Origin of the sequence: Arthrobacter sp. NPDC057009, assembly GCF_042673905.1 — a bacterium.
Taxonomy (GTDB): Bacteria; Actinomycetota; Actinomycetes; order Actinomycetales; family Micrococcaceae; genus Arthrobacter.
Map to the genome: position 1 here is coordinate 114001 of NZ_JBHUSB010000003.1, position 26425 is coordinate 140425.

Genomic DNA, 26425 nt, shown 5'->3' on the forward strand with positions numbered 1-26425 from the left:
GCTCCCGTCACTTATTGACACTACATATGAGATGGGCCACGCTGTTGCATATCGTGACTTTCGTTGCGCATCAAGCAATTAAGGAAGAAGTGATTTATGCAGACGCTTGCGGTTGTGGGAGCCTCGCTGGCCGGTCTTTCGGCGGCCAGGGCGGCCCGCGCTCAAGGCTTCTCCGGACGGCTGGTCATCATTGGCGATGAGCATCACCGTCCCTACGACAGGCCCCCGCTCTCCAAGGATTTCCTGCTCGGCACCATTACGGCAGAGGACCTGTTCCTTGAGACCGATGATGACGGATTGCACGCGGAGTGGATTCTGGGCGGCGGTGCCGTGGGACTGGATGCGGCTGCCCGGACCATCCGCCTGCACGACGGCGGCACCGTCACTGCCGACCGCATCGTCATCGCCACCGGTGCTCGTGCGCGCCAAATCCCCGCCCTCGCCGGCCTGGAGAATGTCTCCTGCCTGCGGACCATGGCCGATGCCCAGGCGCTGACGCCCAGGTTGGTGGCCGGTGGCCGCATGATCGTGATCGGTGCCGGCTTCATCGGCGCCGAGGTTGCCTCCTCCGCCGCCTCACGGGGAATGGAGGTGACCATGATCAACAACGGCCCGGTCCCGTTCACTGCGCAGCTCGGCGAGGACATGGGTTCCGTGGTGGCCAGGCTCCATGCGGCCAATGGGGTGAACCTGGTCTGCGGCACCGGCATCGAGGAGTTCCACCGCGCCGGCAACAGCGTGACGGGGCTCCGTTTGGCGGACGGCCGGGAGCTCGCCGCCGACGTTGTGGTGGTGGGCATCGGTGCGGAGCCGAATGTTGAATGGCTCGCCGGTTCCGGTGTTGAGGTCGACGGCGGTGTGCTGTGCGATGCGATGGGACGCACCAATGTTCCGGGCATCGTCGCCGTGGGCGACTGCGCCGCCTGGTTCGATGCCGCTGTGGACAGGCACCGCCGGGTGGAGCACTGGACGGGCGCCCTGGAGCGGGCTGCACTTGCGGTGCAGGCCCTGCTCGACGACGACGCCCCGGCTCAGCCGCTGAAGCCGCCGTACTTCTGGTCGGACCAGCACGGCGTGAAGATCCAGTTCGCCGGCCACTCCGCCGGCTACGACCGCCTGGAGATTGAGGCGGGCGATCCGCAGGAGCACAATTTCCTCGCCATCTACTACCGCGAAGACGTTCCCGTCGCGGTCCTGGGCATGAACCAGCCACGGCTGTTCACGAAGTGGCGCAGGAGCCTGGCCGTTCCGGCGCCGCGGGCGGAGACGCCGCAGGGCCTGGCGGCGGCAACCAAACCGTAGCCGCCTTCCTGCTGATTGAGCAGCAACTGCTGGTTGACCTGTAACCGCTGGTTGAGCCTGTCGAAACCCCGACAAGCTCAACCAGCGGTTTTTAACGCCGGGTGTAGCCCATGTTCGAACTGATCTTCATGCCGGCCTGGCTCAGGCCATCGATCAGGCCGGGTGTTTTCTCCGGGTCAAAGCGGAAGGCCGGGCCGGAGATGCTGACCGCGCCGATCACCGTTCCCAAGTGGTTGTAGACCGGCACCGCCATGGAGTTCAGCCCAATTTCAAACTCTTCAAGGACCACTGCGTAACCGTCGTGGGCGACGTCGATAAGCTGCTTTTCGAGCTTGTCGCGGTCGGTGATGGTCCGCTGGGTCCGGGCCGGAAGCCCTGTCTCCTCCAGGATGCGTTCCCGTTCATCTGCCGCCAGCGCTGCCAGCAGAACCTTCCCGCTCGACGTCGCGTGCAAGGGCGTCAGGCTGCCCACCCAGTCGTAGGTGGCCAGGGTTGACGGCCCCATGGCCTGGTCCACGTTGACGGCGTAGTTGGAGCGGAGAACGGCGAGGTTGACGGTTTCCTTGAACTCCTCCGCCAGGCTTTCGAGCACAGGGCGCGCCTCCCGGACCAGGCTCAGCCGGCCGGGAATGGAACTGGCCAGGCGAAGGATGCCAAAGCCGAGCTGGTATTTTCCCCGTTCGCTGTTCTGGTGAACAATCTCCCTGGTCACCAGGGAACCGAGCAGCCTGGATACGGTGGATTTGTGGATGCCCATTTCCTCGGCGATTTCGCTCACGCCTGCATCGCCGTCGCGGGCCAGGATCTCCAGGACAGCGAGGGCTCGATCGACGGACTGGACGCCGCCCTGCTGGCTGCCTTCACCGTCGGCATCGGATTCAAGGACAATGTTCGAAGCCATGATCCATACTCTCAGTTAGTTTCTTCGGCTGCTTTGCCGGGAATGGATCGGCCCCGTGGCCGATCCCACACTCCTGATCCTACGGGGAAAGTGTGACTTAGCTGACATTACGTTAAGCCGATTACCGACGTCGTGCATTCCGGTTCCTGGATCCAACGGCCGGCCGGCTCAGCGGAGACCAAGGCGCATGAGCACCCGCGGGAAGCCGTTGAGGACGGAATCGGTATCGGCGGCCTTGGTGAAGCCTGCCGCCTCAAAGAGCCTGCGGGTGCCGACGTAGGCCATGGTCAGGTCCACCTTCCTGCCCTGGTTGTCCACCGGATAGCCCTCAATGGCGGGCGCGCCGTAGGAGCGCGCAAAGTCGACGGCGCCCTGCAGCAGCCGGTGGGAAATTCCCCGGCCCCGGTACCCCGGGCGGACCCGGATGCACCACACGGACCACACCTCCAGATCGTCCACGTGGGGGATCCGGCGGTTGCGGGCGAAGCTGGTATCGGCGCGCGGATGGACACCCGCCCACCCGACTGGTTCCCCGCCGTCGTACGCCAGCACGCCGGGCGGCGGATCCTGCGTCAGCAGATCCCGGACCAGGTCCCCGCGGGCAGTGCCCCGCAGCTCCAAGTTCTGTTTGGAGGGGATGCGGTAGCTCAGGCACCAGCAGACGGTCGCGTCAGGCCGTTTGGGCCCCACCACCGCTTTCACGTCCTCAAACTGCGTCGCGGGACGGACTTCGATCGCCATGCCGCCACCCTGTCACCGGTTTCGGGCGGGGGCAAGGGCCGCTAGTGCAGCCCGCTGCTGTGCGCCATCGCGATGGCCTCGGTGCGCGACGTGGCGCCGAGCTTGCGGTAGATGTTGCGGAGATGGAACTTCACGGTGTTCTCGCTCAGGTGCAGCTTCGCGGCAATCGTCCGGTTCCGCTGCCCGGCGGCGAGCTGTTGGAGCACCTCCAGTTCCCGCTCGCCCAGGTCCCAGGCGGCGGCGTCGGGCAGTTTGCGCCCCGGCGGGTCCAGCGGCAGGGTGACGGCGATGTCGGCGCCCCAGCCCTGCATCAGGTCCATCGTCATGCGCCCGTCCAGGACCTCCACCCGTTGCGCCAGCCGGGCGATGCTGGGGGCATCGGTGGAAAGATTGCCCATGCCGTCGTCGCGGACGTTGATGAGGAGGTTCTCGCCGTCGCAGTCCCACTGGGTGCGGATGCGCCGTACTTCCGGCTGTTCAACCATGGCGAGCACCAGGCCGCGGACGATGGCCCGGGCAGCATGTGCCACTTCCCCGGGAAGTGCCCGGCCGTTGACCGGCGGCTCGATGAACTGGACATCGATGCCGCTGAAGTGCGTGAGCGGGCGGAGATCCTCGCGGAGGCGCTGGAAGGCCGTGGCAACAGGCTCTTCGACAAGTTCGGTGGTCCGGTCGTTGAGCGTGCGCAGTTCCACCAGGGCCTTGGCGGCGACGTCGGTGGCGGACTTCCGCGCCGCGTCGTCGGCCAGCGCGGGGGAGCGCAGTGCGGCCAGCAGGGTCTCCAGCGTCGTTGAGTGCCGGTCCACCAGCTCCGCCGTCACCCTGACCCGTTCGGCGGACGCCGCCCGGGACTCGATGAGGTACGACGGCGGTGCATCCGCCACCTTTTCCCGGATACGCTCCGCCGCGAGGTTCCACAGGTAGCGGACCAGCCACGGCACGTCTTGTCCCGTCAGGTCCGCAAGTTGTCCGGGTACGTCTTGTCCGGGTGCGTCCTGTCCGGGTGCGTCCTGTCCCGCCGCCGGCCGCGGATCGACCAGAACCAGCAACGCATTCGTCGGTGAGGGGAGGGCAAGGACCGGGTGCTCCTGCCCGCCGATAGGTGCCCGGCCCTGCCAGGTTTCATGCCCGTCCAGGAACGATCTGACGGCGTCCAGCTCCGCAATGGAAACCTGGCTGATGACGGACTCCGCGCCGGACTTCTTCTGCGGCCGGCCTGTGCAATCCTCGGTAAAAATCACCATGGCGGTACTGTCCAGGTACGGCCGGGTGGCCTGGTGCAGCCGCTGGGCAATCTCGGTGAGCGGAGCCGTGGACAGTTGCGCGATGGCCTCCAGCAGCGGACCTGCGCTCTCCGGCATCTCCGGCACGGGGAAAGGCGTGGTGGCTTGGGGAGTGGCGGGCACCTGTCCATTGTATCGAAATCCGGCATGGCACCTATCCCTTTGGGTGGGAAAGACCGTCCGATAATGTCGTGGCGCCCACCCGCCTGGCATTCGAGGATGGAACCAGGGAGAAACCAATCCTGAAAGATCTCACCAGCAAAGGAATAAACACCATGAAGCTCCAAGTTGCCATCGACCTCCTGACCACCGAAGCTGCCCTCGAGCTGGCCGGCAAGGTTGCCGAGCACGTTGACATCATCGAACTGGGCACCCCGCTGATCAAGGCCGAAGGCCTCTCGGTCATCACCGCCGTGAAGAACGCCCACCCGGAGAAGATCGTCTTCGCCGACCTGAAGACCATGGACGCCGGTGAGCTCGAAGCCGACATCGCCTTCAAGGCCGGCGCGGACCTGGTCACCGTTCTCGGCTCCGCCGACGACTCCACCATCGCCGGTGCGGTCAAGGCAGCCCAGGCCCACAACAAGGGCGTTGTCGTTGACCTCATCGGCATCGAGGACAAGGTCACCCGTGCCAAGGAAGTCCGCGCCCTGGGTGCGAAGTTCGTTGAGATGCACGCCGGCCTGGACGAGCAGGCCAAGCCCGGCTTCGACCTGAACGGTCTGCTCCGCGCCGGTGCCGAGGCCCGTGTTCCGTTCTCCGTGGCAGGCGGCGTGAAGCTGGCCACCATCGGTGACGTCCAGAAGGCCGGCGCCGACGTCGCCGTCGCCGGCGGCGCCATCTACGGTGCCGAGGACCCCGCACAGGCCGCAAAGGAACTCCGCGCCGCCATCGTCTAGGGGCCTTTCCGCAACAAAGGGCTCTTCGCAACATGGGGCTGACTTCAGTCCCCGCCGCACGGCGGTCCTCACCAAAAGGTGGGGGCCGCCGTCGGCGTTTAATGCTGCTGAAGAGCGGGCTGGCGCTGGGTCATCCGGGGCCGGCTAGGAGCACGATTCTTCGGCTGAATCCCCGCCGGTGGCATCGACGCCGGGCAGGGATTTGAGCACCACTTCCACGCCAGCGCTGACGGATGGCTGACGGCTGGCCTGGCCCCACACCCTGGTTTCAGCGGCTGCCTCCACCCCGACCTCCGCCGACCAGTTCTGCCCTGTCCTGCTCTTGCCGGTCCTGCCGTGGGAACTCCCGTTCCGCTCCGACCAGTCGGCGCGGTGGATGTGGGTGCTGCGGCGGTGTTCCCCGTGGTCCTGGTGATCCCGGGAAACAGCAGATATGAGGATCACAACCTCCTCCGTCACCTGCTGCTGGCCCTGTCCCTGTGCGGAGAGAGTTCCGCTGCCTGCCGCGCCCACGAGGATGGCGATGCCGGCCACGGCGGCGGCCCTGCGTGTCAGTATCTTCATGTTGGCCTCTTCCGGACCCGGCGGCCGAGATCTCCAGCGCGGGTGCAGCGGAGAGAAGGCCCTTTCTCGAAAGTTACGCCCGCTTGGCTGCGACAAAAAGCCCGCAGGGCAGATTAAGAGGGAATTCCCAGCTTCACAGGTTGCGGGCATCCAGGGTCCGCGTGCTTTATTCGCGGTCTTCCACCGGCTCAGGATCGCCGGTCCAGGCTGCCCAGTCCCGCGGGTCCACCGAGGGCCTGCCCAGCAGGTAGCCCTGGCCCCTCGAGATTCCCAGTTCCGTGATGGCGTTGAGTTGCTCGCGGGTTTCGATTCCTTCCGCGGAAAGCGTTGCGCCGGTCTGCTCGGCCAGGGCTAAAACGAAGGGGCTCGTGGCCGGGCGGCCGCCCGAGGCGGCGGGGCCACAGAGAAAATCGCGGTCGACCTTGATGATGTCGGGGAGCAGATGGAGGATCTGCTTCGCGGAGGTGGCGCCCGGCCCGGATCCGTCCACGGCGAGGCGCACACCATGCTGGCGCAGCGGGCTCAGGACCTCGGCGAGGGCCGCGAGTTCCCGGTCCGCAATGTCGCCCATGATTTCGATGACCAGCCTGTCCGGGGCGACGGCCCCTCCCAGCATCAGCGCCTGAACGCGGGGGTCGGCGCAGGCGGTGGGGCTCAGGTTGACGGACGCGAAGAGGTGCGCCGGAATCTCTCCTGCTGCAGCCAGGGCGAGATGCAGGGCGGCGATTTCCAGGTCCGGCCCCAGTCCCATGGCCGCTGCCCCCCGGAACCAGACGTCTGCGCTGGTCCCTTCATGGCTCACGAACCGTGACAGCGCCTCAACCCCGATCACTTCTCCGCCGGCCAGCAGCCTGATGGGCTGGAACGCCGTCATCAGCATCCTCGGGACGTCCCCGGAAGAGTCTTCCGGCTGATTCTCGTGGGACGAGGCAGGGACGTTCCTGGTGCTGATCAGATGGTGCAGGAGGGCCTGTTCGGGGTCATCCAAGTGGGCCGCCAGGAGGTCAAGCAGCTGCTCCCTGGCCCAGGCCTTTTGCGGATCCGAGTCTGCGAGGACGTCGCTGATGATCTCCAACACCTGGCGCCGAAGGGTTGCGCGGTCCACGTTGGAGAACAGCTCCGGTGTCAGTTCACCGTTTGCGGGCGACTCGTCCATGGCCATCACACTACCCCTCGGTAGCGAATGCCGCGATTTGGGGGACTGCGGGATTGTGGCCCGCCATGCTGGTCACGGCACCAAGGGAAGGAACACGACCGTGTAGATTCCGAGCAGGGCAAGGATGATCACGCTGGCCGCCACGGCTGCCGTGGAAGCGGTGTCCGGAGGCATTTGTCCTTGCTGAATGCCCCGGATGGCGCCGTGGAGCCGTCGCTTTCGGGTGACTTGGATAGCGGCGGCGGTGACCACGGCGGCTGCGACGAGGGTGCCTGCGAACCAGCCGTGATGGGGCAACCAGCGCAGGAAGACGGCCGCGGCCATGACCATCGACAATGTGGTGCGTCCCCATGCCAGGTCGGTGCGTTCTGGCTGCAGGCCGTCGTCGCCGTGGGTGGGGATGTGCTGTTGCAGGGGCATGGTCAGGCGCCCGTGGCGAGGACGAATGCGGCCACAATGACGGCCACGACGGCGGCGCCCGTGGCGAGGACCGGTGCAATCCAGGGCAGGGGCAGGGGCGCCTTGTGGCGCATGGAGCGTTCGACGTTGAGCCAGCGGAAGAAGGATCCGCCGCCGATCACGAGTGCCAGAAGCAGCAGGAGTGCCGCGACGGTTTTGCGTAGTTCCGGGCTAAAGAGGTCTCCCATGAAAGCCTCAACCGCGACACCGCCGGCGAGCAGGGCCAGGGACGTACGGATCCAGGCGAGGAAGGTGCGTTCATTCGCAAGGGTGAAACGGGGGTCGGGTTCGCTGCCTCCGCGCAGGATCCGGGCGGAAAGTCTGCTGCGCCGTCGGCTGGACGGTGCTGTTTGCGTCACGTCGTGTTCTTCCTAGTTGGTGGCGACGGTGCGGAAGCCGCAGTTGCCGGAGGAGGATTCAGGGGTGTTGAAGGTGCGGGCGGCGACGCGGTAGCGGTTGCAGTACGAGTCATGGCAGAGGTAGGAGCCGCCTCGCATAACGCGCCCCTTGCCGATGGTGGGCCCTTGAGGATTGTCGGTGGGGGAGTTCCAGTAGTACTTGGGCAGGAACCAGTCGCTGCACCATTCCCAAATGTTGCCTGCCATTTCGTAAAGCCCGTAGCCGTTAGGAGGAAAAGACATAACGGGGGCGGTACCCAGGTGGCCGTCCTCTTGGATGTTCACTGCGGGGAACGCGCCCTGCCAGATGTTGCAGCGGTGTTCCCCGCCGGGGGTGAGGTCGTCGCCCCACGCGTAGCGCATGCCGTTCAGTCCGCCGCGGGCGGCGTATTCCCATTCGGCTTCGGTGGGCAGGCGGCGTCCGGCCCAGGCACAGTAAGCCAGTGCATCGTGGTGCGAGACGTGCACCACCGGGTGGTCCGGGACATCCCGCCAGTTCGATGACGGTCCCGTCGGGTGTGCCCAATAGGCGCCGCGGATCTCAAGCCACCAAGGGGCCCCCGCGGCGGCACCGAGGACATCGCTGCCGGTTGCCGTGCACAGCAGATGGAACACGGCGGAGGACCCGTACTGCTCCGCCTCTGTCCGGTAGCCCGTGGCGTCTACGAACGCCGCGAACATTGAGTTGGTCACTGCCGTCGCGTCGATACGGAAGCCATCCACGCGCACCTCGTGTACCGGTGTCTCGCCGTCGGACGGATAGCCTTCGCCAAAGGCATCACCCATCTGGAAGGGCCCACCGGGAATCTCGATGTCACGGTGCATGTCCGGCCCGGGACCAGGTGTGGAGTGCGCCTTAGGCCTGGCGGCGTCTTCCGTTGGCCGGGGTTCACGGGATGGTGTGCAGCAGCCCGTGCCAGGGGCGCCCTTGTGAAGGCCACGGGGTTCAGCGTAGTTCGTGGAGCTGAGGGGCAGCAGGTTCATAATCGTGGGTTTCCCAAGCATTGGTTCGATTCTTCTGTGTCCGCCGATGCGGTGAGGCCGACGGCGGACACAGAAGGGGCAGCTTTGCGGGTGTGCTTCCTGTCAGAAGATGTCCGGTACTAGCTGGTTGTGCCGGCTACTGGTGGGCCAGGGCAATGCGCTGCCGGTCGGTTGCCGTGAGGTGCTGCTCTGTTCCGTCGTCGTGCAGGTCGATGCGCACGGTTTCGATTGTTCCGGTGAACGCGTTGTGCACCGGGAGATAGTCGTCGGTGACTGGCGTGCCGCGGTCGACACCGACGTTGAGCGTTTCATCGAAGGAGAAGTAATAGGCGGTCGTCTGCTCCACACGGCCCTTGCCGACGACCTTGCCGCCGGCGGCGAGCCGGACCTCCCCGCCCCTGCCGATGCCGCCGCCGTCGTACTGGAATTCAAAGGTAAGTTCCTGGGGACCAGCTTCCAGCCGCTCATCCGAGCGCACAGTGTAAAGATCCCGGCCGTAGCAGTTGTGGGCATAGCTGAGGTGGCCGTCCACCACATACAGGGACCAGCCTCCAAAACGCCCGCCCTGCGCAATGAGGACCCCGTCGCCGCCGCCTTCCGGGATGTCCACCCGTGCAGTGACGCTGTGCGACCTGTTCTTCACGTTAAGGGTTGTCTCCTCGGTAAAGCGCCCCATTCCGCCCCGATAGGTCACTGAGGTCCTGCCACTGAACAGGTCGATCCGGCCGGCCACTTCCGGGTTCTCCCGTTCGGTGACACGGTCATCGAGGGGGAACACGTTGTACTTGCTGGCTTCAATCAGGAAAAGCTGCTGAAGTTCCCGCAGTTTGTCCGGGTACTTTTCTGCCAAGTCGTGCGCTTGGCTCCAGTCGGTCCGGGTGTCGTAGAGCTCCCACACATCCTTGTCGAAGGCCGGGAGTCCTTCGGGCACCATTTGCCAGGGAGTGCCATGGCGGGTGACTGCAGTCCATCCCTCGTGGTAGATGCTGCGGTTTCCGCACATCTCAAAGTACTGGGTCCGCCGGCGGTCCTCAGCGTCGGGAGCGTTGAAGGTATAGACCATGCTGGTGCCCTCGATGGGCTGCTGACTGACGCCGTTGACCAGAACAGGGTGGGGGACTCCTGCTGCTTCGAAGACCGTGGGGGCGATGTCGATGACGTGGTGCCACTGGTGCCGGATCCCGCCACCGGCTTCGATACCTTGGGGCCAGCTCATGATCATGCCGTCCCGGGTGCCGCCGTAGTGCGAGGCGACCTGTTTTGTCCATTGGTATGGGGTGTTCATGGCCAGCGCCCACCCGACAGGGTAGATGGCGTAGGTAGTTGCGTCCCCCAGGGCATCGATCTCGTTGGCCATTGTTTCGGTGCTGTCCTGAAAACCGTGGCCGACCAGGTGCTCACGCATCGTGCCTTCGATGCCGCCTTCGCCCGAAGCACCGTTGTCACCGAGCATGTAGATGAACAGGGTGTTGTCCAGTTGGTCGATGTCCCTTAGAGCGTCCACGAAGCGCCCCACCTGCCGGTCCGTGTGCTCGGCGAAACCTGCGTAGGTTTCCATGAAGGCTGCGGCGACGCGGCGTTCTGTGCCGTTCAGTTCGTCCCAGTGCGGCACGACATCGGCCCAGGGCCCGAGTTCGGCAGATTCCGGGACAATGCCAAGTTCCTTCTGCCGGGCCAAGGTCGCTTCGCGCTGGGCGTCCCAGCCGTCGTTGAAGCGGTCGCGGTACTTGTCCTTCCATTCCTTGCCGACATGGAAGGGACCGTGCGTGGCGCCGAAAGCGATGTAGCTGAAGAACGGCTTCTCCGGCGTGAGTGTCTTCTGCGTGCGGACCCAGTCGATGGCGTGATCGACGAGGTCTTCGGAGAGGTGATAGCCATCTTCTGGCAGCCGGTCCGGTTCCACAGGAGTGGTTCCGTCAAACAGCTGGGGGTACCAGTGGTTCATCTCGGCGCCCATGAAGCCGTAAAACTTGTCGAAACCCTCACCAATGGGCCAACGGTCAAAGGGACCTGAAGCGCTGACTTCCCGCGGAGGGGTCTGGTGCCACTTTCCGAATGCGGCCGTGCTGTAGCCGTTCTGGCCAAGCGTCTGCGCAATCGTGGCGGCACTGGCCGGGCGGAAACCGGTGTAACCGGGGGCGGACGTGCTCATCTCGGTGGTCACTCCCATGGCGACGGAGTGGTGGTTCCGGCCAGTCATGAGCGCCTGGCGGGTAGGGGAGCACAACGCCGTGACGTGGAAGCGGCTGTACCGGAGGCCATCGTCGGACAGCCTGTCCGCCGTCGGCATCTCGCAGGGACCACCGAAGGCGCTCGAGGCACCAAATCCCATGTCATCGATCAGGACGATCACCACGTTGGGAGCACCTTCGGGTGCCCTGAGCGGAGCCACCGGGGTGAACGCGCTCTCCTGATTGTGGATGCCCATTGCCGTGGTCACGGTCCGGTTCCGCTCCGGGATCGGGAGGATCTCGCGAATCTCGGTCATTGTCTTGCTGCTCCTTTTGGTCTGTGGGGTGAGTGATTCGCGCCTGTGGGACGCGGCTGGGGAGGTAGCCAATGGCCTGCTTGCTTCGCTACGTGATGTCAGCGCCCTGCCTGGGGTTACTGCCGGCGGTGGAGATGGGCGCAGGCTGAGGGGACGTCGCCATCACCTCAATCGCACCGGTCTCTTCCAGCGAGCGGTTCCGGGTTTCTTCAGCCCAGGCGATGCAGGCGAGAAAGCCGATGAACGTGATGCCCGCGCCGATGTACATCGTCGTCGACGTGCCCAGGGTCGATAGGGAGAGCGGGACCAGGAAAGTTCCGATAGCGGCACCGAAGCGGGTCAGTGCAACGGCCATCCCCACAGCGGCGGCGCGAATGCGGGTTGGGAAGAGCTCGTTGGGATAGGCCCACTCGAGGATGCTCGGGCCTCCGGAGAACAGCGCGTACAGGCAGAAGAAACCTATGACGAACGGACCCGGGGCATTAGTCCACGCCCCCAGTGCGAGCAGCGGGAGCACCATCAGGCCAAAGGACCAGATGATGGTCTTGCGCCGGCCGATGTTGTCGAGCATGCGCATGGCCGGCAGGCAGCCGATCGCGAACACGAGGTTGATGATGGCTGTTCCGAGATTCGCCTCGTTGCCTGATTCCATGCCCAGCGATCCCAGCAATTGCGGACCGAAGGTAAGCAATGCAAACAGCGGTACGATCGCGCAGGTGAAGAAGACGACGATGAAGACCATGCGGCGCAGGTAAATGCCGCGGAAGAGGTCGGCGATATTGCCCCGCCCTTCGTTCGAGAGGGGCATGGAGCCTGCCAGTTCAGCGGGTGTCACCTTGGTGTCAAGGGTGGACTCGATGACCTTGCAGGCCTCGTCGATGCGTCCGGCGCCGACCAGCCACCGCGGTGATTCCGGCGTGCCCACACGAAGCAGGAAGACGATCGTGGCCAGCACTGCGGCGGTTGCGAGCATCCAGCGCCAGCCGTCGTCGCCCATCACTTCGTTGATGAGATACCCCACCAGGTAGGCCAGGGACGCGCCGATGTACCAGATGATGATTACTGCGCTGAACATGCGGGCTCGCCGTTTGGTCGGGAGCCACTCAGAAAGCAGCGCGGTGGCAATGGGGTAGTCGGCAGCGATAGCGGCGCCAATGACAAAGCGCAGGATGATCAAGTGCCAGGCTTCGGTGGCAAAGATTGAAAGCACCGAGGTGACGATCAGGACAAGCAGATCGAGGGTGTACATGGGTTTTCGGCCAATGCGGTCCGTCAGCGGGCCGCAGATCAGGCCGCCGAAGAACATGCCAATCAGTGAGGCGACGCCGATCATGGCCTCAGTGCTCGTTGGCAAATGCATTTCTCTAGTGATGCCGGGAAGTGCGATGCCGACAATCGCGAGCAGGTAACCGTCAAGCAGGGGACCTCCTGAACACGCAACTATGAGCTTGCGATGGAAGCCCCGGATGGGGGCCTCGTCTACTGATCTGAAACTCATGGGTCTCCTCACAATCACTTTCGGTGGAGTAGGAATGGCAGGGCGCGGGCGAAGGCCGGAATTGAAGGCACGCGTCTTCGTCGTGACGTTCAACGGCTTCTACGGGTTGCGCCACTTTTGGAAGAAAAGGGCGAATGGTCGATCAGGGGGTCGGGACGCAGAGCAGGGGATGTGTTGCTCCCTTCAAATCCCGCTGGTCCGCATTGGGGTGACGCAGACCCTCTAGGGTGTGGTTGCGGTAGAAGCAACAACATTTCCCATGTGAAACAGTCTGAACGGCAGTGTTCGCGCTGTCAATAGGATTTGTCGCATAAATCACAGTCAGACTTGTTGCGCTCTGCGCGCACTACGCCGTTTGCGCCGTCGCCCTTTGGTAGGAGACCGCATTTCAGGAAAGCGGTCAGCCGATCGAAACCGGTTGCGTTTCTTGGCCGCTGATTCGTCTGAGAAAATGGGGCATGCTGTCTCACAAAACGCAGGGACCGGATTACGCGGCGGACGGGGAGCCGCAGGCAAGTCTGCAGTCTGTTGAGCGGGCCATTACAGTGCTGAAAATTCTCGCCCGGACGGGCGGTGCAGGAGTCAGCGAAGTCGCAGAAGAAATGGGTGTACACAGGTCCACCATTTCCCGATTGCTGCGCGTGCTCGAAGCCCGGGGAATGGCACAACAAAACAGCGGCCGCGGCAAGTACCAGCTGGGGCTTGGGATCCTGCAACTCGCAAATTCCATACCGGTGCGCCTCAATCTCGTACGGGAAGCCCGGCCCGTCCTCGAAGCCCTTGCCGCGCAAACTGGCGAAACCGTGAACCTCGCCGTCCTGAGCTCCAATTACGTCGTGAATGTCGACGAGGTAATGGGCCCATCGACCCTGGCCACCCAGGACTGGATCGGCAGGCTAACCCCGATCCATGCCACGTCCAGCGGCAAGGTTTTCCTTGCGGCGATGGACGCTGCCGAACGTAGCCGCGTGCTTGGCGAGACGGGCATGCCTCCTACAACTCCGAGGACGATTACATCGAGGCAGGATCTGGAAGCGCAACTCGTTGAGGTTGCGGAGGCGGGTTACGCAACTGTCTATGGAGAACTTGAGTTGGGGCTTAACGGGATCGCCACCCCGGTGTTCGGCCATTCCGGGACGGTCCTGGGAGCCATCAGTGTTTCGGGGCCAGAATTCCGCTTCGACCCCCGCAAATCACGCACCCTGGTCCAGGAACTCAAACATTCCGCCCGGGAGGTCAGCAGGAGGATGGGGCACGCTGAGGCGTAGCTGTCCATCTAAACCTCCGCCCGTTAGGTTCACAGCCTCCTGACAGTTTCCGAACAGCGGCGCCCTAACCTGTTCCCCGATCTTTGAGGAAGGGGGCTAGGACAGATGCCCTTCCGCTCAAAGCCGTAGTGCACGGCCGATCAAGGAGACACCATGTCACGAACCAAGAGAATCACCCTCGGCATCACCGCTGGCGCCCTGGCGCTGGGTGCAGGAATGGGAGTTACCGGGATGGCCTCCGCAGCCACCACCCCCAGCCCCAGCGCCACCTCGAGCACATCGACGGACAGCAGCGCCCCGACTGACGGCTTCCGGGGCCACAAGGGCGGCCACGGCCAGATCGCTGCAGACCTTGCCACCAAGCTGGGCGTTGACGAAGCGAAGGTCACCGAGGCGATGCAGGCGTTCCGCGAGGCCAACAAGCCGACGACGCCGCCGACCGAGGGCACCAAGCCTGACCGCACCGCCCAGGACGCGGCGATGGCCAAGTCCCTTGCCGCGGCGCTCGGCGTCGAGGAGTCCAAGGTCACCGCGGCCCTGACGGAAATCCGCGAGGCGAAGCAGGCCGAACGCGCTGCCGCGCTGAAGACCAGGCTGGACACGGCGGTCAACGACGGCACGCTTACCCAGGCCGAGGCTGACGCCGTCACGAAGGCCGTCGAGAAAGGCGTGATCGGAGGGGGCGGCCGCTAACGCCTGCCGAAACACATGAAAGGAGAGGAGCCCCCGGGAAAGTCCCGGGGGTTCCTCGCACCTCGTAGGAAACTAGCCCCGCTGCAGGGTCACGGTCCAGCTGCCGCCGGCATTCACAGACGAGCACCGGAACTCCGTGGGTGAAGTCTTGCCGGCGGCCGGGTCAATGTAGGAACCGGTGGTTTCGAAGGTTCCGCTCTTCGCCTTGGCGGAGGACTTGGTGCCGGGCTGGACCTCGGCGGTGGGGTACTTCTCCGCCACCTGCATTTCGCACACAGAACTGGCCTCGTCCAGGAGTTCCGCGTCCGCCGGCTGCGCGGCTTCCTCACTAGGGGAGGCGGGGCCCGGTGCGGCGGTGGTGGAAGCGGGAGCGGTGGCGGCCTGCTGGTCCGCGCGCAGACCCGGCGCCGAAAGGGCAATGACGGTGCCCACCAGAACCACTGCCACGGCAGCAAGGAGGATGAGAAGCAGACGACGGCGGGACGCGCCATTGGGGGTGGGTGCAACGGACACGGCGTGCCTCTTTCGAAACGCTGGTCAGGCCTGGAAGTGGCAGGTACCTGGCCCTGCAGTCACCCTCATTGGCGGCGGACGTTTCTGGCAGAATAACCGGCCGCGTTTCGGTCAACAAGGCATAGGGCGACCCGGCGCTGAAGGCTACAGCACCTTGCGGATGGTCTCCTCGAAGCTGGTGACGTGGTGCAGCGCCAGTTCCCCGGCCTTGTCCGCGTCCCCCTCGGCCACGGCCTTGAGCAGATCCACGTGCTCGTTGATGTGGCCGCTCACCGACGGGACCTTGTCCAGGACCAGGCACCAAATGCGGGTGGCCAGGTTGTCGTACCGGATCAGGGTGTCCTCAAGGTGCGGGTTGGCCGCGGCGCGGTAGATCAGGCGGTGCACGGTCAGGTCGTAGCGCATCAGCTCCCGGGACTGGGCGGGGGTGGGCGCCAGCTCCGAGATGGCCTTGGCAACGTCCAGCAGTTCCTCGCGCATGGCGGTGTTGGCCCGCTTGGCGGCCCGGCGTGCCGCGAGCGGTTCAAGCAGTTCACGGATTTCCGAGACATCGGCCAGTTCCGTGAAGTCCACGGTGGTGGCAAAGGTTCCCCGGCGGGGGTAGGACACCACCAGGTGGTCCACCTCCAGCCGCTTGATGGCTTCGCGCACGGGCGTGCGCCCAAAGCCGAGCTCAGTCGCCAGCTGGCCGTCATTGATCGGCTCACCGGGGCGGATGTCCAGCATGATCAGCTTGTCGCGCAGCTGCCGGTAGGCAGCCTCGGCCTGGGACAGCGATTCATCCTCGGCAGGCAGCACGGCGGGAAGGGCATTCACAGCGAGGCTCCGTTCATGGGCTCCAAGCGGAAGCGGATAGTCATTTTGCTTCGGCTATTGACTCTGTTGTGAGCTCAATCATACCATTGTCGTCATACTGATATATCAGTCCCAAGCTAAGTGGTATTTCATAAGGAGTATTCGTGGTTGAGCAGTTGAACGACCGACTTTCCGTAGTCGATCCCGAGATCCAGCAAGCAGTAGCCCGTGAGCTGGACCGCCAGCAGTCCACGCTGGAAATGATCGCCTCGGAGAACTTCGCTCCTGCGGCCGTTATGGAGGCACAGGGCTCGGTCCTCACCAACAAGTACGCCGAGGGCTACCCGGGTAAGCGCTACTACGGTGGCTGCGAGCACGTCGACGTCGTCGAGCAGCTGGCCATCGACCGCATCAAGGCACTCTTCGGCGCCGAGTTCGCCAACGTCCAGCCGCACTCCGGTGCGCAGGCCAACGCTGCCGCCATGTTCGCGCTGCTGAACCCGGGCGACACCATCCTCGGCCTGGACCTGGCCCACGGCGGCCACCTCACCCACGGCATGCGCATCAACTTCTCCGGCAAGCTCTACAACGTGGTCCCGTACCACGTCCGCGAATCCGACTTCCGCGTGGACATGGCCGAGGTTGAGGCCCTTGCCCTGGAACACAAGCCGAAGCTCATCGTGGCCGGCTGGTCCGCCTACTCCCGCCAGCTCGACTTCGCCGAGTTCCGCCGCATCGCCGACCTCGTCGGTGCCTACCTGATGGTGGACATGGCACACTTCGCCGGCCTCGTCGCCGCAGGCCTTCACCCCAACCCGGTGCCGTACGCCGACGTCGTCACCACCACCACGCACAAGACCCTGGGCGGCCCCCGCGGCGGCGTCATCCTGGCCAAGGAGCAGTACGCCAAGAAGATCAACAGCGCAGTCTTCCCCGGCCAGCAGGGCGGCCCGCTGGAGCACGTCATCGCCGCCAAGGCCGTGGCCTTCAAGCTCGCAGCATCCGAGGGCTTCAAGGAGCGCCAGCAGCGCGTCCTCGAAGGCGCCAAGCTGCTGGCCGAGCGCTTCCTGCAGTCCGACGTCGAAGCTGCCGGCATCACGGTGGTCAACGGCGGCACGGACGTCCACCTGGTCCTCGTTGACCTGCGCAACTCGGAGCTGGACGGCCAGCAGGCCGAGGACACCCTGCACCGGATCGGCATCACCGTCAACCGCAACGCCGTGCCGTTCGACCCCCGCCCGCCGATGGTCTCCTCCGGCCTCCGGATCGGTACCCCGGCCCTGGCCACCCGTGGCTTCGGCGCTGCCGAATTCACCGAGGTCGCCGACATCATCGCCAAGGCCCTGATCGGCGCCGCCGGCACCGGAACGCTCGACGACGACACCGCCGTCGAACTCCGCGCACGCGTCACTGCGCTCGCCGAGCAGTTCCCCCTGTACCCCCAGCTCAGCGGTGCCAATGACATCGCCGCATTCGAGAATGACATGATCGGAGCAGCCCAGTGAGCACGCACCACCTCCCGGAGCACCCGGAATTCCTGTGGCACAACCCGGACCCCAAGCCCTCCTATGACGCCGTGATCGTCGGCGGCGGCGGGCACGGCCTGGCCACCGCCTACTACCTGGCCAAGAACCACGGCATGACCAACATCGCCGTCCTGGAAAAGGGCTGGCTGGCTGGCGGCAACATGGCCCGCAACACCACCATCATCCGTTCCAACTACCTCTGGGACGAGTCGGCCGCCATCTACGAGCACGCCCTGAAGCTGTGGGAGATCCTGCCCGAGGAGCTGGACTACGACTTCCTCTTCAGCCAGCGCGGCGTGATGAACCTGGCCCACACCCTGGGCGACGTGCGCGAGAGCATGCGCCGCGTGGGCGCCAACAAGCTCAACGGCGTGGACGCGGAATGGCTGGACCCGCAGCAGGTCAAGGAACTCTGCCCGATTCTGAACATCCGCGATGACATCCGCTACCCGGTCATGGGCGCCACCTACCAGCCGCGCGCAGGCATCGCCAAGCACGACCATGTTGCCTGGGCCTTCGCCCGCAAGTGCGACGAGATGGGCGTGGACATCATCCAGAACTGCGAAGTCACCGGCTTCATCAAGGACGGCGAGCGCGTGGTGGGCGTCAAGACCAACCGCGGCACCATCAACACCGAAAAGGTGGGCCTCTGCGCCGCCGGCCACAGCTCGGTCCTGGCGGAGATGGCAGGCTTCCGGCTCCCCATCCAGTCCCACCCGCTGCAAGCACTGGTGTCCGAGCTCCACGAGCCCGTCCACCCCACCGTCGTCATGTCCAACCACGTCCACGTGTACGTCTCCCAGGCGCACAAGGGCGAACTGGTCATGGGCGCCGGCGTCGACTCCTACAACGGCTACGGCCAGCGCGGCTCCTTCCACGTGATCGAGCACCAGATGGCTGCCGCCGTCGAGCTGTTCCCGATCTTCGCCCGGGCACACGTCCTCCGGACCTGGGGCGGCATCGTGGACACCACGCTGGATGCCTCACCGATCGTGGGCACCACCCCGGTGGAGAACATGTTCGTCAACTGCGGCTGGGGAACCGGCGGCTTCAAGGGCACGCCGGCTGCCGGCCTGACCTTCGCGCACACCATCGCTACCGGCGCACCGCACAAGCTCAACAAGCCGTTCGCCCTGGAGCGCTTCGAAACCGGCGCCCTGATCGACGAACACGGCGCTGCCGCCGTCGCCCACTAGCCACGGTCCTTAAGAAAGAAGACGCACATGCTGCTTATCTCCTGCCCCAACTGCGGCCAGCGGGACGAAACCGAGTTCCACTACGGCGGCCAGGCCCACGTGCCCTACCCCGAGAACCCCAACGACCTCACGGATCGGGAATGGGCCGAGTACCTGTTCTACCGTGAGAACACCAAGGGCACCTTCGCCGAACGGTGGGTGCACAGCACCGGCTGCCGGCAGTGGTTCAACATGCTCCGCGACACGGTCACCTACGACATCCAGGCCGTCTACCCGATGGGGACGCCGCGGCCCGCCGCGCCCGTCCCCCCGGCAGCTGACACCGGCACCGCAAGCACGGGCCCCGCCAGCACCACCCCCCTCAGCCCCAGCACCGCCCCGGAAGGAGCGACCAAGTGACCTCCCAGAACGCGCGCCTCAGCACCGGCGGCCGTATCGACCGCAGCATCTCCTGGCGCTTCACCGTGGACGGCGAGGAATTCACCGGTCACCCGGGCGACACCCTGGCCTCCGCACTGCTGGCCAACGGCCGCATCGCCGCCGGCAACTCGCTGTACGAGGACCGCGCCCGCGGCATTCTGGCCGCCGGCGTGGAAGAACCCAACGCGCTGGTCCGGATCGAGGCCCGGTTCCCCGGTGACGTGGCCGAGTCCATGCTCCCCGCCACCACCGTTTCCCTCGTGGACGGTCTGCAGGCCGGCTTCCTGAACGGCCTTGGCAAGCTTGACCCGGCCGATGACCGCGCCGAGTACGACAAGAAGTACGTCCACACCGACGTCCTGGTGATCGGCGGCGGCCCCGCCGGCCTCGCCGCTGCCCGCGAAGCAGTCCGCAGCGGTGCCCGCGTCATCCTCATGGATGACCAGCCGGAACTGGGCGGTTCGCTGCTGTCCGGATCCACCGCTCCCGAACTGGCCGAGACCATCGAGGGCAAGCCCGCGCTGGAGTGGGTTGCCGACGTCGAGGCCGAGCTCGTCTCCGGCGCCGAAAGCACAGTGCTGAACCGCACCACCGCCTTCGGCGCGTACGACGCCAACTACGTCATCGCGGTCCAGAACCGCACCGACCACCTCACCAGCCCGGCCGCCGCCGGCGTCTCCCGCCAGCGGATTTGGCACATCCGTGCCAGCCAGGTTGTCCTCGCCCCCGGCGCTCACGAGCGTCCGCTGGTGTTCGAAAACAACGACCGCCCGGGCATCATGCTCGCCTCGGCCGTGCGCACTTACCTGAACCGCTACGCCGTGGCTGCGGGTTCGCGCGTAGTGGTCAGCACCACCAACGACAGCGCCTACGCCCTCGTCGCGGACCTGCGCGCTGCCGGCATCAAGGTCGCCGCCGTGGTCGACGCCCGCTCCAGCCTCACCCCGGTGGCTTCCGCCGCCGTCGAGGCCGGCACCCGGGTCCTGATCGGCAGCGCCGTGGCCAACACCGCCGCTGATTCCGACGGCCGGCTGAACAGCGTCACCGTCCGCAGCATTAACGACGACGGCGAACTCACCTCGGGCGTCGAAGAGATCGCCGCCGACCTGCTGGCAGTATCCGGCGGCTGGAGCCCGCTGGTGCACCTGCACTCACAGCGCCAGGGCAAGCTGCGCTGGGACGAGGACCTCGCTGCCTTCGTGCCGTCCACCCTGGTCGCCAACCAGCAGACCATCGGCTCGGGCCGCGGCAGCTTCGAACTCGCCGACTGCCTGGCCGAGGGCATCTCGGCCGGCGCCGCCGCCGTGATTGCTGCAGGCTTCGAATCCTCCGTCGAACCGTCTGTTCTGGCTGAGCCGAAGGCATCCGCCCCGACCCGCCAGCTGTGGGTTGTCCCCGGCCAGACCGGTACCCCCGACGACTGGCACAACCACTTCGTCGACTTCCAGCGTGACCAGTCCGTGGCTGACGTCCTGCGCTCCACCGGCGCCGGCATGCGGTCGGTTGAGCACGTCAAGCGTTACACCTCCATCAGCACCGCCAACGACCAGGGCAAGACGTCCGGCGTGAACGCCATCGGCGTCATCGCCGCGGCCCTCCGCCAGGCCGGCGAGGCATCCCGGGGCATCGGTGACATCGGCACCACCACCTACCGTGCACCGTTCACCCCGGTGGCCTTCGCGGCACTGGCCGGACGCCAGCGCGGCGAGCTGTTCGACCCCGCCCGCGTCACCTCGATCCACCCGTGGCACGTCGCCCAGGGCGCCCTCTTCGAGGACGTCGGACAGTGGAAGCGGCCGTGGTACTACCCGCAGAACGGCGAGGACATGGACGAGGCCGTACTCCGCGAGTGCGCCGCCGTCCGCGACTCCGTGGGCTTCATGGACGCCACCACCCTCGGCAAGATCGAGATCCGTGGCAAGGACGCCGGTGAATTCCTGAACCGCATCTACACCAACGCATTCAAGAAGCTCGCCCCGGGTTCCGCCCGCTACGGCGTCATGTGCCTCGCTGACGGCATGATCTTCGACGACGGCGTGACCCTGCGCCTGGACGAGGAAACGTACTTCATGACCACCACCACCGGCGGTGCCGCCAAGGTGCTGGACTGGCTCGAGGAATGGCTGCAGACCGAATGGCCGGAACTCGACGTGCACTGCACCTCGGTGACCGAACAGTGGAGCACGATCGCCGTCGTCGGACCCAAGTCCCGCGACGTCATCGCCAAGGTCGCCCCGGAACTGGCAGCCAACGGCGGCCTGTCCGCCGAGGCCTTCCCGTTCATGACCTTCCGTGAAACCACCCTCGCATCCGGCGTGCAGGCCCGCGTTTGCCGGATCTCGTTCTCCGGTGAACTGGCCTACGAAATCAACGTGCCGTCCTGGTACGGGCTGAACACCTGGGAATCCGTTGCCGCGGCCGGTGCCGAGTTCAACATCACCCCCTACGGCACCGAGACCATGCACGTGCTGCGCGCCGAGAAGGGCTACCCGATCGTCGGTCAGGACACCGACGGCACGGTCACCCCGCAGGATGCCGGCATGGAATGGATCGTCTCCAAGGCCAAGGACTTCATTGGCAAGCGCTCCTACAACCGCATCGACCAGCACCGCGACGACCGCAAGCACCTGGTCAGCGTCCTGCCCGTGGACGGCTCGCTGAGGCTTCCGGAAGGAACCCAGCTGGTGGAGAAGGGCATCCCGGCGAACCCCGCCTACGGCCCGGTCCCGATGCAGGGCTTCGTGACCTCCAGCTACCACAGCGCCGCCCTGGGCCGCTCGTTCGGCCTCGCGCTGATCAAGAACGGCCGCAACCGGATCGGCGAGACCCTGGTGGCTGCCGCCGGCAACCAGCTCGTCGACGTAGTCGTGGCAGAAACCGTACTGTTTGACCCCGAAGGGACCCGCAAAGATGGCTAACACCGCAGCCTTCACAGGCATCAATGGACTCCGGGAAATCCGCCGCAGCCCAGCCTCCCACCTGGCCGAAGCATTCGAGACCGGGTCCGTGCAGGGAACCGTCACCCTCAAAGAGGGCCCGTTCCAGACCATGGCCGGCGTCCGGGTTGACCCGAACTCCGAGGCCGGCGCCCGGATCGGCTCCGTCACCGGCGGCCTGCCGGTGCGCTGCGGCGAGGTCCGCGGCACCGACCGGGTGAGCGCCCTTTGGCTCGGCCCGCAGGAGTTCCTGGTCGTGGCCCCGGAGGACGCCCACGACTCCCTGGGCGGGGACCTGATCGGCTCCCTCAAGTCCGCCCTGGGCGACGGCGCCGGGCAGGTGGTGGACCTGTCCGCCAACCGCACCACGTTCGAGCTGTCCGGCCCGCGGGCCCGCGCGGTGCTGGAAAAGGGCTGCGCCCTGGACCTGCACCCGCGCACCCTCAAGGCGGGCACCGCCCTGAACACCGAAGTGGGCAACATCCCTGTGGTCCTGTTCAAGGACGGGGAGGAAAGCTTCCGGCTGTTCCCCCGCGCCTCGTTCGCTGACTACCTGGGCCGCTGGCTCCTGGACGCCATGAGGGAGTTCGCTTCCCCCGAGGTGCCTTAATGGCGCTTAGCGCACTGGACCTGTTTTCCGTTGGCATCGGGCCGTCGTCGTCACACACGGTCGGCCCGATGCGGGCGGCAAAGCAGTTCGCCGACGGACTCAAGGGCGGCGGGCTGCTGAGCTCGACCACACGGGTCCAGGCAGAGCTCTTCGGATCCCTGGGCGCCACCGGCCGGGGCCACGGCTCCGACAAGGCCGTGGTCCTGGGGTTGCAGGGCCTGGAGCCGGAAACCGTGGACACGTCCACCGCGGATGACCAGGTGGCCGCGGCCGCGCTCGACGCCGAACTCCGGATCGGCGGGGACCACCGGGTTGACTTCAACTGGGACGAGGACATGGTGCTGCACCGGCGCAAGTCGCTGCCGGCGCACCCCAACGGCATGACGTTCCGCGCCCTGGACCACTCCGGCAGGGTGCTGAGCGAACGGAGCTTCTACTCCATCGGCGGCGGTTTCGTTGTTGACGGCGATGCCGACGCCGGCGCAAAGGTGGTGGCGGACGAGACCCCGCTGGCATATCCCTTCAGCACGGCCAACGAGCTCCTGGAGATCTGCCGCCGCGAAAACATGTCGATCTCCGACGTCATGCTCGCCAATGAGCTGGCATGGCGCAGCGAGGCGGAGCTCCGCGAGGAACTGCTGAAGCTGTGGGCCGTCATGCGCGAATGCGTGGAGAACGGATGCTCCGCGGAGGGCATCCTGCCCGGCGGGCTGCAGGTGAAGCGGCGTGCGCCGCAGCTCTTCCAGACCCTGTCCAAGGACTCGGCCAGCACGGACCCGCTCCGCGCGATGGAGTGGGTGAACCTCTTCGCGCTGGCCGTCAACGAGGAGAACGCGGCTGGTGGCCGCATCGTCACCGCCCCCACCAACGGGGCAGCCGGCATCGTGCCGGCGGTCCTGCACTACTACGTGAAGTTTGTTCCTGGAGCGAACGACGACGGTGTGGTGCGGTTCCTGCTGGCGGCGGCCGCCGTCGGAATCCTGTTCAAGATCAACGCCTCCATTTCCGGCGCGGAGGTGGGGTGCCAGGGCGAGGTCGGTTCGGCCTGCTCCATGGCCGCGGCCGGGCTCTGCGAGGTGCTGGGTGGCACCCCCGCGCAGGTGGAGAACGCCGCCGAGGTGGGGATCGAGCACAACCTCGGCCTGACCTGCGACCCCGTGGGCGGCCTGGTGCAGATCCCGTGCATCGAACGGAACGCGATCGCCAGCGTGAAGGCCATCAACGCGGCCCGGCTGGCCCTGCACGGGGACGGCAGCCACAAGGTGTCGCTGGACAAGGCCATCAAGACCATGCGTGAGACCGGCGCCGACATGAAAACCAAGTACAAGGAAACCTCTCGAGGAGGCCTCGCTGTGAATGTAATTGAGTGCTGACCATGACTGCTATTCAGACTGAGTCGCGTGCCGCCGGGCAGCCCGCCAACAGCGTCGAGCACGTGCTGACCCTGGACTGCCCCGAAGGCCCGGGCATCGTGCACGCCGTCTCCGGCTTCCTGCTGGAATACGGCTGCGACATCATCGACAACAAGCAGTTCGGCGACCGCGCCGAAGGGCACTTCTTCATGCGGGTGCACTTCGCTTCGGACGGCAACGAGTCCACGCTGGAGCAGCTTCGCGCCGGTTTCGCCCCGGTGGCGGAGAAGTACAACATGAAGTGGCGGCTGGAACGGAACGGCTCCCGCCGCAAGGTCCTGATCATGGTCTCCAAGTTCGGCCACTGCCTCAACGACCTGCTCTTCCGTGCCCGCGTGGGGGAACTGCCCATCGAGGTTGTGGGCGTCGTTTCCAACCACACGGACCACCAGGCCCTCGTGGACTGGCACGGCATCCCGTTCTTCCACATTCCCGTCACCGCGGACACCAAGCCGCAGGCCGAGGCGCGGCTGCTGGAAATCGTGGACGAGCTCGATGTTGAGCTGGTGGTGCTGGCCCGCTACATGCAGGTCCTCAGCGACGACCTGGCCCGGAAGCTGGACGGCCGCGCGATCAACATCCACCACTCGTTCCTGCCGTCCTTCAAGGGTGCCAAGCCGTACCACCAGGCCTACGCCCGCGGCGTGAAGACCGTGGGCGCCACCGCGCACTACGTGAACGCCGAGCTTGACGAGGGCCCGATCATCGCGCAGCAGGTCGTCGAGGTGGACCACACCTTCGGCCCCGAGGACCTGGTGGCCGCCGGCCGGGACACGGAGTGCAAGGCGCTCAGCAACGCCGTCCGCTGGCACTGCGAAGGCCGGATCATCTTGAACGGCAACCGAACCGTGGTCCTGAAGTAACAATGGCCCTGAAGTAGGGACGCTCTATCACTTCCTGCCGGGTATTACAGGACGCTCTTTCAGCTCCTGCCGCTTAAACCGGAACCCTCCTGCAGTTTGATGCAGGAGGGTTCCGGTTAAGCGGTGAAAGGGTGAGAGAGCGTTTGAGGTTAAGCGGTGAAAGCTGAGAGAGCGTCGGTCAGAACGCTGCGGAAAGTGAGAGAGCGTTTAGACGCCGAGCTGTTCGCGGAGCGCCTGGACGTGGCCCTGCGCCTTGACCTGGTACTGGGCCAGCGTGACCTTGCCTTCGGGATCCAGGACCACGGTGGAGCGGACGATGCCCTCGTGCACCTCGCCGTCGATGAGCTTCTCGCCCCAGGCTCCGTAGGCCAGGGCAACGGCGTGGTCCTCGTCGGCCAGGAGCGGGAACGTGAGATCGAAGTCGCCCGTGAAGGTGGCCAGCTTCTCCGGCGCGTCGGGGGAGATGCCCAGCACCGCGTAGCCCGAGCCCTGGAAGGAGGCCAGGTTGTCGCGGAAGTCGCACGCCTCGGTGGTGCAGCCGGGGGTGGCAGCCTCGGGGTAGAAGTACACAATGACGTTCTTGCCGCGGTAGTCGGCCAGCGCGGTCTGCTTGCCTTCTGCGTCCCGCAGGGTGAAGTCCGGCGCCTGGGTTCCGGGCTGGAGCTTGGTGGTCAGTTTGGGGCTCATGGCATTCCTTCTGATGGATCTGGGTCGAGCGAAAATCTGGTCAGGCAAAATCACTGATCTGCAAAATCACTGATCGGACTGAGATGGATAACAGCAGCCCTAGATGCTGTATTCCGCAGGGCCGCGCACGGTGGCTGCGGGCCCGCAGATGAAGCGGTAGCCGCCGCCGCGGACGGTGGCGATCGCGTGCCGGCCGCCGCACAGCTTCCGCCGCACCCGGCCCACGTACACGTCGATGGAGCGGGCGGCGGCACCGGGGCTGTCGCACGACTCCAGGAACAGCCGCAGCTCCTCCCGGTCAACGGTCCGCGAGCAGTGCTCCACCAGGTAGCGCAGCAGCTTGAACTCGACGCCGGTCAGCGGCACCCGCTCGCCGTCCAGCAGCACCTCGGACCGGGCCAGGTCCACAGCCACCTGGCTGACGTGCCCGGCCGACGGCGGGAGGTGGGCGGCGCCGCCGTCGTCCGTTTCCCGGGACTCCGCGTCCATTGGATCCTGTTGCGAGGGGTCCGGCTGGGGGGAATCGGGGGAGGACGACGGCGGCACTGTCGTTCCGCCGTCGGGCGCACCGTTGGGCGCCCCCTCCCCAGGGGGCGGGCCCGGGCGCGTCCCGGCGGCGGAAGTTGCAGCTCCGGCGGCGGGCCAGTGGACTTCCGCCTCCGGAGCAAACTGAAGGGCCCGTGCCAGCACCAGCTCGGCAGCCCGGGCCAGGACGTCGGGATCGATGTCCTGGCCCTCGGGGGGAGCTACCCAGACGGCAAGGCCGTGGGCCTTGGCGCCCCAGGGGGCCGAAGTGCCGCGCGGTGAATGGGCATGCACAGCCACCGCGCGGC

The 26425-nt window shown here is 65.9% G+C and carries 25 protein-coding genes; 11 read left to right on the forward strand and 14 right to left on the reverse strand.

Annotated elements, in window-relative coordinates; all coding sequences use genetic code 11:
- The first annotated feature begins 96 nt into the window (after positions 1 to 96).
- Complete coding sequence (locus tag ACFTR6_RS05040; protein ID WP_377957099.1) at positions 97 to 1302, forward strand: NAD(P)/FAD-dependent oxidoreductase; 1206 nt, start codon at positions 97 to 99, stop codon at positions 1300 to 1302.
- Between the two features lie 91 nt (positions 1303 to 1393).
- Here ACFTR6_RS05040 and ACFTR6_RS05045 read toward each other — a convergent pair whose 3' ends face one another.
- The 3 genes from ACFTR6_RS05045 to ACFTR6_RS05055 form a co-directional block, all read right to left on the reverse strand.
- On the reverse strand, positions 1394 to 2203 hold the full coding sequence (locus ACFTR6_RS05045) for an IclR family transcriptional regulator (protein WP_076799965.1): 810 nt from the start codon (positions 2201 to 2203) through the stop codon (positions 1394 to 1396).
- Between the two features lie 168 nt (positions 2204 to 2371).
- The gene (locus ACFTR6_RS05050) at positions 2372 to 2944 is read right to left on the reverse strand and encodes a GNAT family N-acetyltransferase (RefSeq protein WP_076799967.1); all 573 of its coding nucleotides are present in this window, start codon (positions 2942 to 2944) and stop codon (positions 2372 to 2374) included.
- 41 nt (positions 2945 to 2985) lie between these two features.
- On the reverse strand, positions 2986 to 4305 hold the full coding sequence (locus tag ACFTR6_RS05055; protein ID WP_157365296.1) for a response regulator transcription factor family protein: 1320 nt from the start codon (positions 4303 to 4305) through the stop codon (positions 2986 to 2988).
- 197 nt (positions 4306 to 4502) lie between these two features.
- Here ACFTR6_RS05055 and hxlA point away from each other — a divergent pair, with 197 nt between their 5' ends.
- Positions 4503 to 5126, forward strand: coding sequence for a 3-hexulose-6-phosphate synthase (hxlA, locus tag ACFTR6_RS05060; RefSeq protein WP_076799340.1), 624 nt, complete (start codon positions 4503 to 4505; stop codon positions 5124 to 5126).
- Positions 5127 to 5270: 144 nt separating this feature from the next.
- On the opposite strand, the gene ACFTR6_RS05065 is transcribed toward hxlA, so the two are convergent.
- The 7 genes from ACFTR6_RS05065 to ACFTR6_RS05095 all read right to left on the reverse strand — a co-directional run bounded on the left by ACFTR6_RS05065 (position 5271) and on the right by ACFTR6_RS05095 (position 12673).
- Positions 5271 to 5690 carry a hypothetical protein gene (locus ACFTR6_RS05065; RefSeq protein WP_076799969.1) on the reverse strand — a complete coding sequence of 140 codons (420 nt, stop codon included), beginning with the start codon at positions 5688 to 5690 and terminating at the stop codon, positions 5271 to 5273.
- Positions 5691 to 5856: 166 nt separating this feature from the next.
- On the reverse strand, positions 5857 to 6846 hold the full coding sequence (locus ACFTR6_RS05070; RefSeq protein ID WP_377957100.1) for an EAL domain-containing protein: 990 nt from the start codon (positions 6844 to 6846) through the stop codon (positions 5857 to 5859).
- A gap of 72 nt (positions 6847 to 6918) precedes the next feature.
- On the reverse strand, positions 6919 to 7266 hold the full coding sequence (locus ACFTR6_RS05075) for a DUF202 domain-containing protein (RefSeq protein WP_076799972.1): 348 nt from the start codon (positions 7264 to 7266) through the stop codon (positions 6919 to 6921).
- Positions 7267 to 7268: 2 nt separating this feature from the next.
- A complete protein-coding gene (locus ACFTR6_RS05080) occupies positions 7269 to 7664 on the reverse strand; it encodes a YidH family protein (protein WP_377957101.1) in 396 nt (131 codons plus the stop codon).
- 12 nt (positions 7665 to 7676) lie between these two features.
- Entirely contained in the window at positions 7677 to 8528 is an 852-nt protein-coding gene (locus ACFTR6_RS05085; RefSeq protein WP_076799975.1) for a formylglycine-generating enzyme family protein, read from the reverse strand.
- A 295-nt stretch (positions 8529 to 8823) separates the two neighbouring features.
- Positions 8824 to 11175, reverse strand: a complete 2352-nt coding sequence (locus ACFTR6_RS05090; protein ID WP_377957102.1) for an arylsulfatase — start codon at positions 11173 to 11175, stop codon at positions 8824 to 8826.
- Positions 11176 to 11263: 88 nt separating this feature from the next.
- Positions 11264 to 12673 (reverse strand): MFS transporter, encoded by a 1410-nt coding sequence (locus ACFTR6_RS05095; protein WP_377957103.1) that lies wholly within the window; start codon positions 12671 to 12673, stop codon positions 11264 to 11266.
- A 458-nt stretch (positions 12674 to 13131) separates the two neighbouring features.
- On the opposite strand from ACFTR6_RS05095, the gene ACFTR6_RS05100 reads away from it, so the two are divergent.
- Together ACFTR6_RS05100 and ACFTR6_RS05105 are read left to right on the forward strand one after the other, a co-directional pair.
- On the forward strand, positions 13132 to 13941 hold the full coding sequence (locus tag ACFTR6_RS05100) for an IclR family transcriptional regulator (protein WP_140416619.1): 810 nt from the start codon (positions 13132 to 13134) through the stop codon (positions 13939 to 13941).
- A gap of 153 nt (positions 13942 to 14094) precedes the next feature.
- On the forward strand, positions 14095 to 14634 hold the full coding sequence (locus ACFTR6_RS05105) for a hypothetical protein (RefSeq protein WP_377957104.1): 540 nt from the start codon (positions 14095 to 14097) through the stop codon (positions 14632 to 14634).
- A gap of 72 nt (positions 14635 to 14706) precedes the next feature.
- On the opposite strand, the gene ACFTR6_RS05110 is transcribed toward ACFTR6_RS05105, so the two are convergent.
- Positions 14707 to 15147, reverse strand: coding sequence for a hypothetical protein (locus ACFTR6_RS05110; RefSeq protein ID WP_377957105.1), 441 nt, complete (start codon positions 15145 to 15147; stop codon positions 14707 to 14709).
- Between the two features lie 144 nt (positions 15148 to 15291).
- Positions 15292 to 15963, reverse strand: coding sequence for a GntR family transcriptional regulator (locus ACFTR6_RS05115; RefSeq protein WP_076799985.1), 672 nt, complete (start codon positions 15961 to 15963; stop codon positions 15292 to 15294).
- A gap of 143 nt (positions 15964 to 16106) precedes the next feature.
- Here ACFTR6_RS05115 and glyA point away from each other — a divergent pair, with 143 nt between their 5' ends.
- From glyA to purU, 7 genes are read left to right on the forward strand one after another with little or no spacing between them, the layout of a single operon-like run.
- A complete protein-coding gene (glyA, locus tag ACFTR6_RS05120; RefSeq protein ID WP_076799987.1) occupies positions 16107 to 17447 on the forward strand; it encodes a serine hydroxymethyltransferase in 1341 nt (446 codons plus the stop codon).
- On the forward strand, positions 17444 to 18664 hold the full coding sequence (locus tag ACFTR6_RS05125; protein ID WP_076799989.1) for a sarcosine oxidase subunit beta family protein: 1221 nt from the start codon (positions 17444 to 17446) through the stop codon (positions 18662 to 18664). The genes glyA and ACFTR6_RS05125 overlap by 4 nt, the downstream gene beginning before the upstream one ends.
- Positions 18665 to 18691: 27 nt before the next feature.
- Complete coding sequence (locus tag ACFTR6_RS05130; protein WP_076799990.1) at positions 18692 to 19063, forward strand: sarcosine oxidase subunit delta; 372 nt, start codon at positions 18692 to 18694, stop codon at positions 19061 to 19063.
- Positions 19060 to 22002 carry a sarcosine oxidase subunit alpha family protein gene (locus ACFTR6_RS05135; RefSeq protein WP_377957106.1) on the forward strand — a complete coding sequence of 981 codons (2943 nt, stop codon included), beginning with the start codon at positions 19060 to 19062 and terminating at the stop codon, positions 22000 to 22002. Before ACFTR6_RS05130 ends, ACFTR6_RS05135 begins: the two co-directional genes overlap by 4 nt.
- The gene (locus ACFTR6_RS05140) at positions 21995 to 22630 is read left to right on the forward strand and encodes a sarcosine oxidase subunit gamma (protein ID WP_076799994.1); all 636 of its coding nucleotides are present in this window, start codon (positions 21995 to 21997) and stop codon (positions 22628 to 22630) included. The genes ACFTR6_RS05135 and ACFTR6_RS05140 overlap by 8 nt, the downstream gene beginning before the upstream one ends.
- Positions 22630 to 24003: an L-serine ammonia-lyase gene (locus ACFTR6_RS05145; RefSeq protein WP_377957107.1), complete on the forward strand. Its 1374-nt coding sequence runs from the start codon at positions 22630 to 22632 to the stop codon at positions 24001 to 24003. The genes ACFTR6_RS05140 and ACFTR6_RS05145 overlap by 1 nt, the downstream gene beginning before the upstream one ends.
- A 2-nt stretch (positions 24004 to 24005) precedes the next feature.
- Positions 24006 to 24905 carry a formyltetrahydrofolate deformylase gene (gene purU / locus ACFTR6_RS05150; RefSeq protein WP_377957108.1) on the forward strand — a complete coding sequence of 300 codons (900 nt, stop codon included), beginning with the start codon at positions 24006 to 24008 and terminating at the stop codon, positions 24903 to 24905.
- 207 nt (positions 24906 to 25112) lie between these two features.
- Here the strand turns inward: purU and bcp are convergent, their stop codons facing one another.
- Positions 25113 to 25592: a thioredoxin-dependent thiol peroxidase gene (bcp, locus tag ACFTR6_RS05155; RefSeq protein WP_076800001.1), complete on the reverse strand. Its 480-nt coding sequence runs from the start codon at positions 25590 to 25592 to the stop codon at positions 25113 to 25115.
- Between the two features lie 99 nt (positions 25593 to 25691).
- Positions 25692 to 26417: a winged helix-turn-helix domain-containing protein gene (locus ACFTR6_RS05160; protein WP_076800002.1), complete on the reverse strand. Its 726-nt coding sequence runs from the start codon at positions 26415 to 26417 to the stop codon at positions 25692 to 25694.
- Positions 26418 to 26425: the final 8 nt, after the last annotated feature.

Excerpts from the sequence above, each read along its gene's own strand:
- ACFTR6_RS05040 (WP_377957099.1), top strand. The coding sequence starts at position 97 with ATGCAGACGCTTGCGGTTGTGGGAGCCTCGCTGGCCGGTCTTTCGGCG.
- ACFTR6_RS05045 (WP_076799965.1), bottom strand. The coding sequence starts at position 2,203 with ATGGCTTCGAACATTGTCCTTGAATCCGATGCCGACGGTGAAGGCAGC.
- ACFTR6_RS05050 (WP_076799967.1), bottom strand. The coding sequence starts at position 2,944 with ATGGCGATCGAAGTCCGTCCCGCGACGCAGTTTGAGGACGTGAAAGCG.
- ACFTR6_RS05055 (WP_157365296.1), bottom strand. The coding sequence starts at position 4,305 with ATGCCGGAGAGCGCAGGTCCGCTGCTGGAGGCCATCGCGCAACTGTCC.
- hxlA (WP_076799340.1), top strand. The coding sequence starts at position 4,503 with ATGAAGCTCCAAGTTGCCATCGACCTCCTGACCACCGAAGCTGCCCTC.
- ACFTR6_RS05065 (WP_076799969.1), bottom strand. The coding sequence starts at position 5,690 with ATGAAGATACTGACACGCAGGGCCGCCGCCGTGGCCGGCATCGCCATC.
- ACFTR6_RS05070 (WP_377957100.1), bottom strand. The coding sequence starts at position 6,846 with ATGGACGAGTCGCCCGCAAACGGTGAACTGACACCGGAGCTGTTCTCC.
- ACFTR6_RS05075 (WP_076799972.1), bottom strand. The coding sequence starts at position 7,266 with ATGCCCCTGCAACAGCACATCCCCACCCACGGCGACGACGGCCTGCAG.
- ACFTR6_RS05085 (WP_076799975.1), bottom strand. The coding sequence starts at position 8,528 with ATGCACCGTGACATCGAGATTCCCGGTGGGCCCTTCCAGATGGGTGAT.
- ACFTR6_RS05090 (WP_377957102.1), bottom strand. The coding sequence starts at position 11,175 with ATGACCGAGATTCGCGAGATCCTCCCGATCCCGGAGCGGAACCGGACC.
- ACFTR6_RS05095 (WP_377957103.1), bottom strand. The coding sequence starts at position 12,673 with ATGAGTTTCAGATCAGTAGACGAGGCCCCCATCCGGGGCTTCCATCGC.
- ACFTR6_RS05100 (WP_140416619.1), top strand. The coding sequence starts at position 13,132 with ATGCTGTCTCACAAAACGCAGGGACCGGATTACGCGGCGGACGGGGAG.
- ACFTR6_RS05105 (WP_377957104.1), top strand. The coding sequence starts at position 14,095 with ATGTCACGAACCAAGAGAATCACCCTCGGCATCACCGCTGGCGCCCTG.
- ACFTR6_RS05130 (WP_076799990.1), top strand. The coding sequence starts at position 18,692 with ATGCTGCTTATCTCCTGCCCCAACTGCGGCCAGCGGGACGAAACCGAG.
- ACFTR6_RS05140 (WP_076799994.1), top strand. The coding sequence starts at position 21,995 with ATGGCTAACACCGCAGCCTTCACAGGCATCAATGGACTCCGGGAAATC.
- ACFTR6_RS05145 (WP_377957107.1), top strand. The coding sequence starts at position 22,630 with ATGGCGCTTAGCGCACTGGACCTGTTTTCCGTTGGCATCGGGCCGTCG.
- purU (WP_377957108.1), top strand. The coding sequence starts at position 24,006 with ATGACTGCTATTCAGACTGAGTCGCGTGCCGCCGGGCAGCCCGCCAAC.
- bcp (WP_076800001.1), bottom strand. The coding sequence starts at position 25,592 with ATGAGCCCCAAACTGACCACCAAGCTCCAGCCCGGAACCCAGGCGCCG.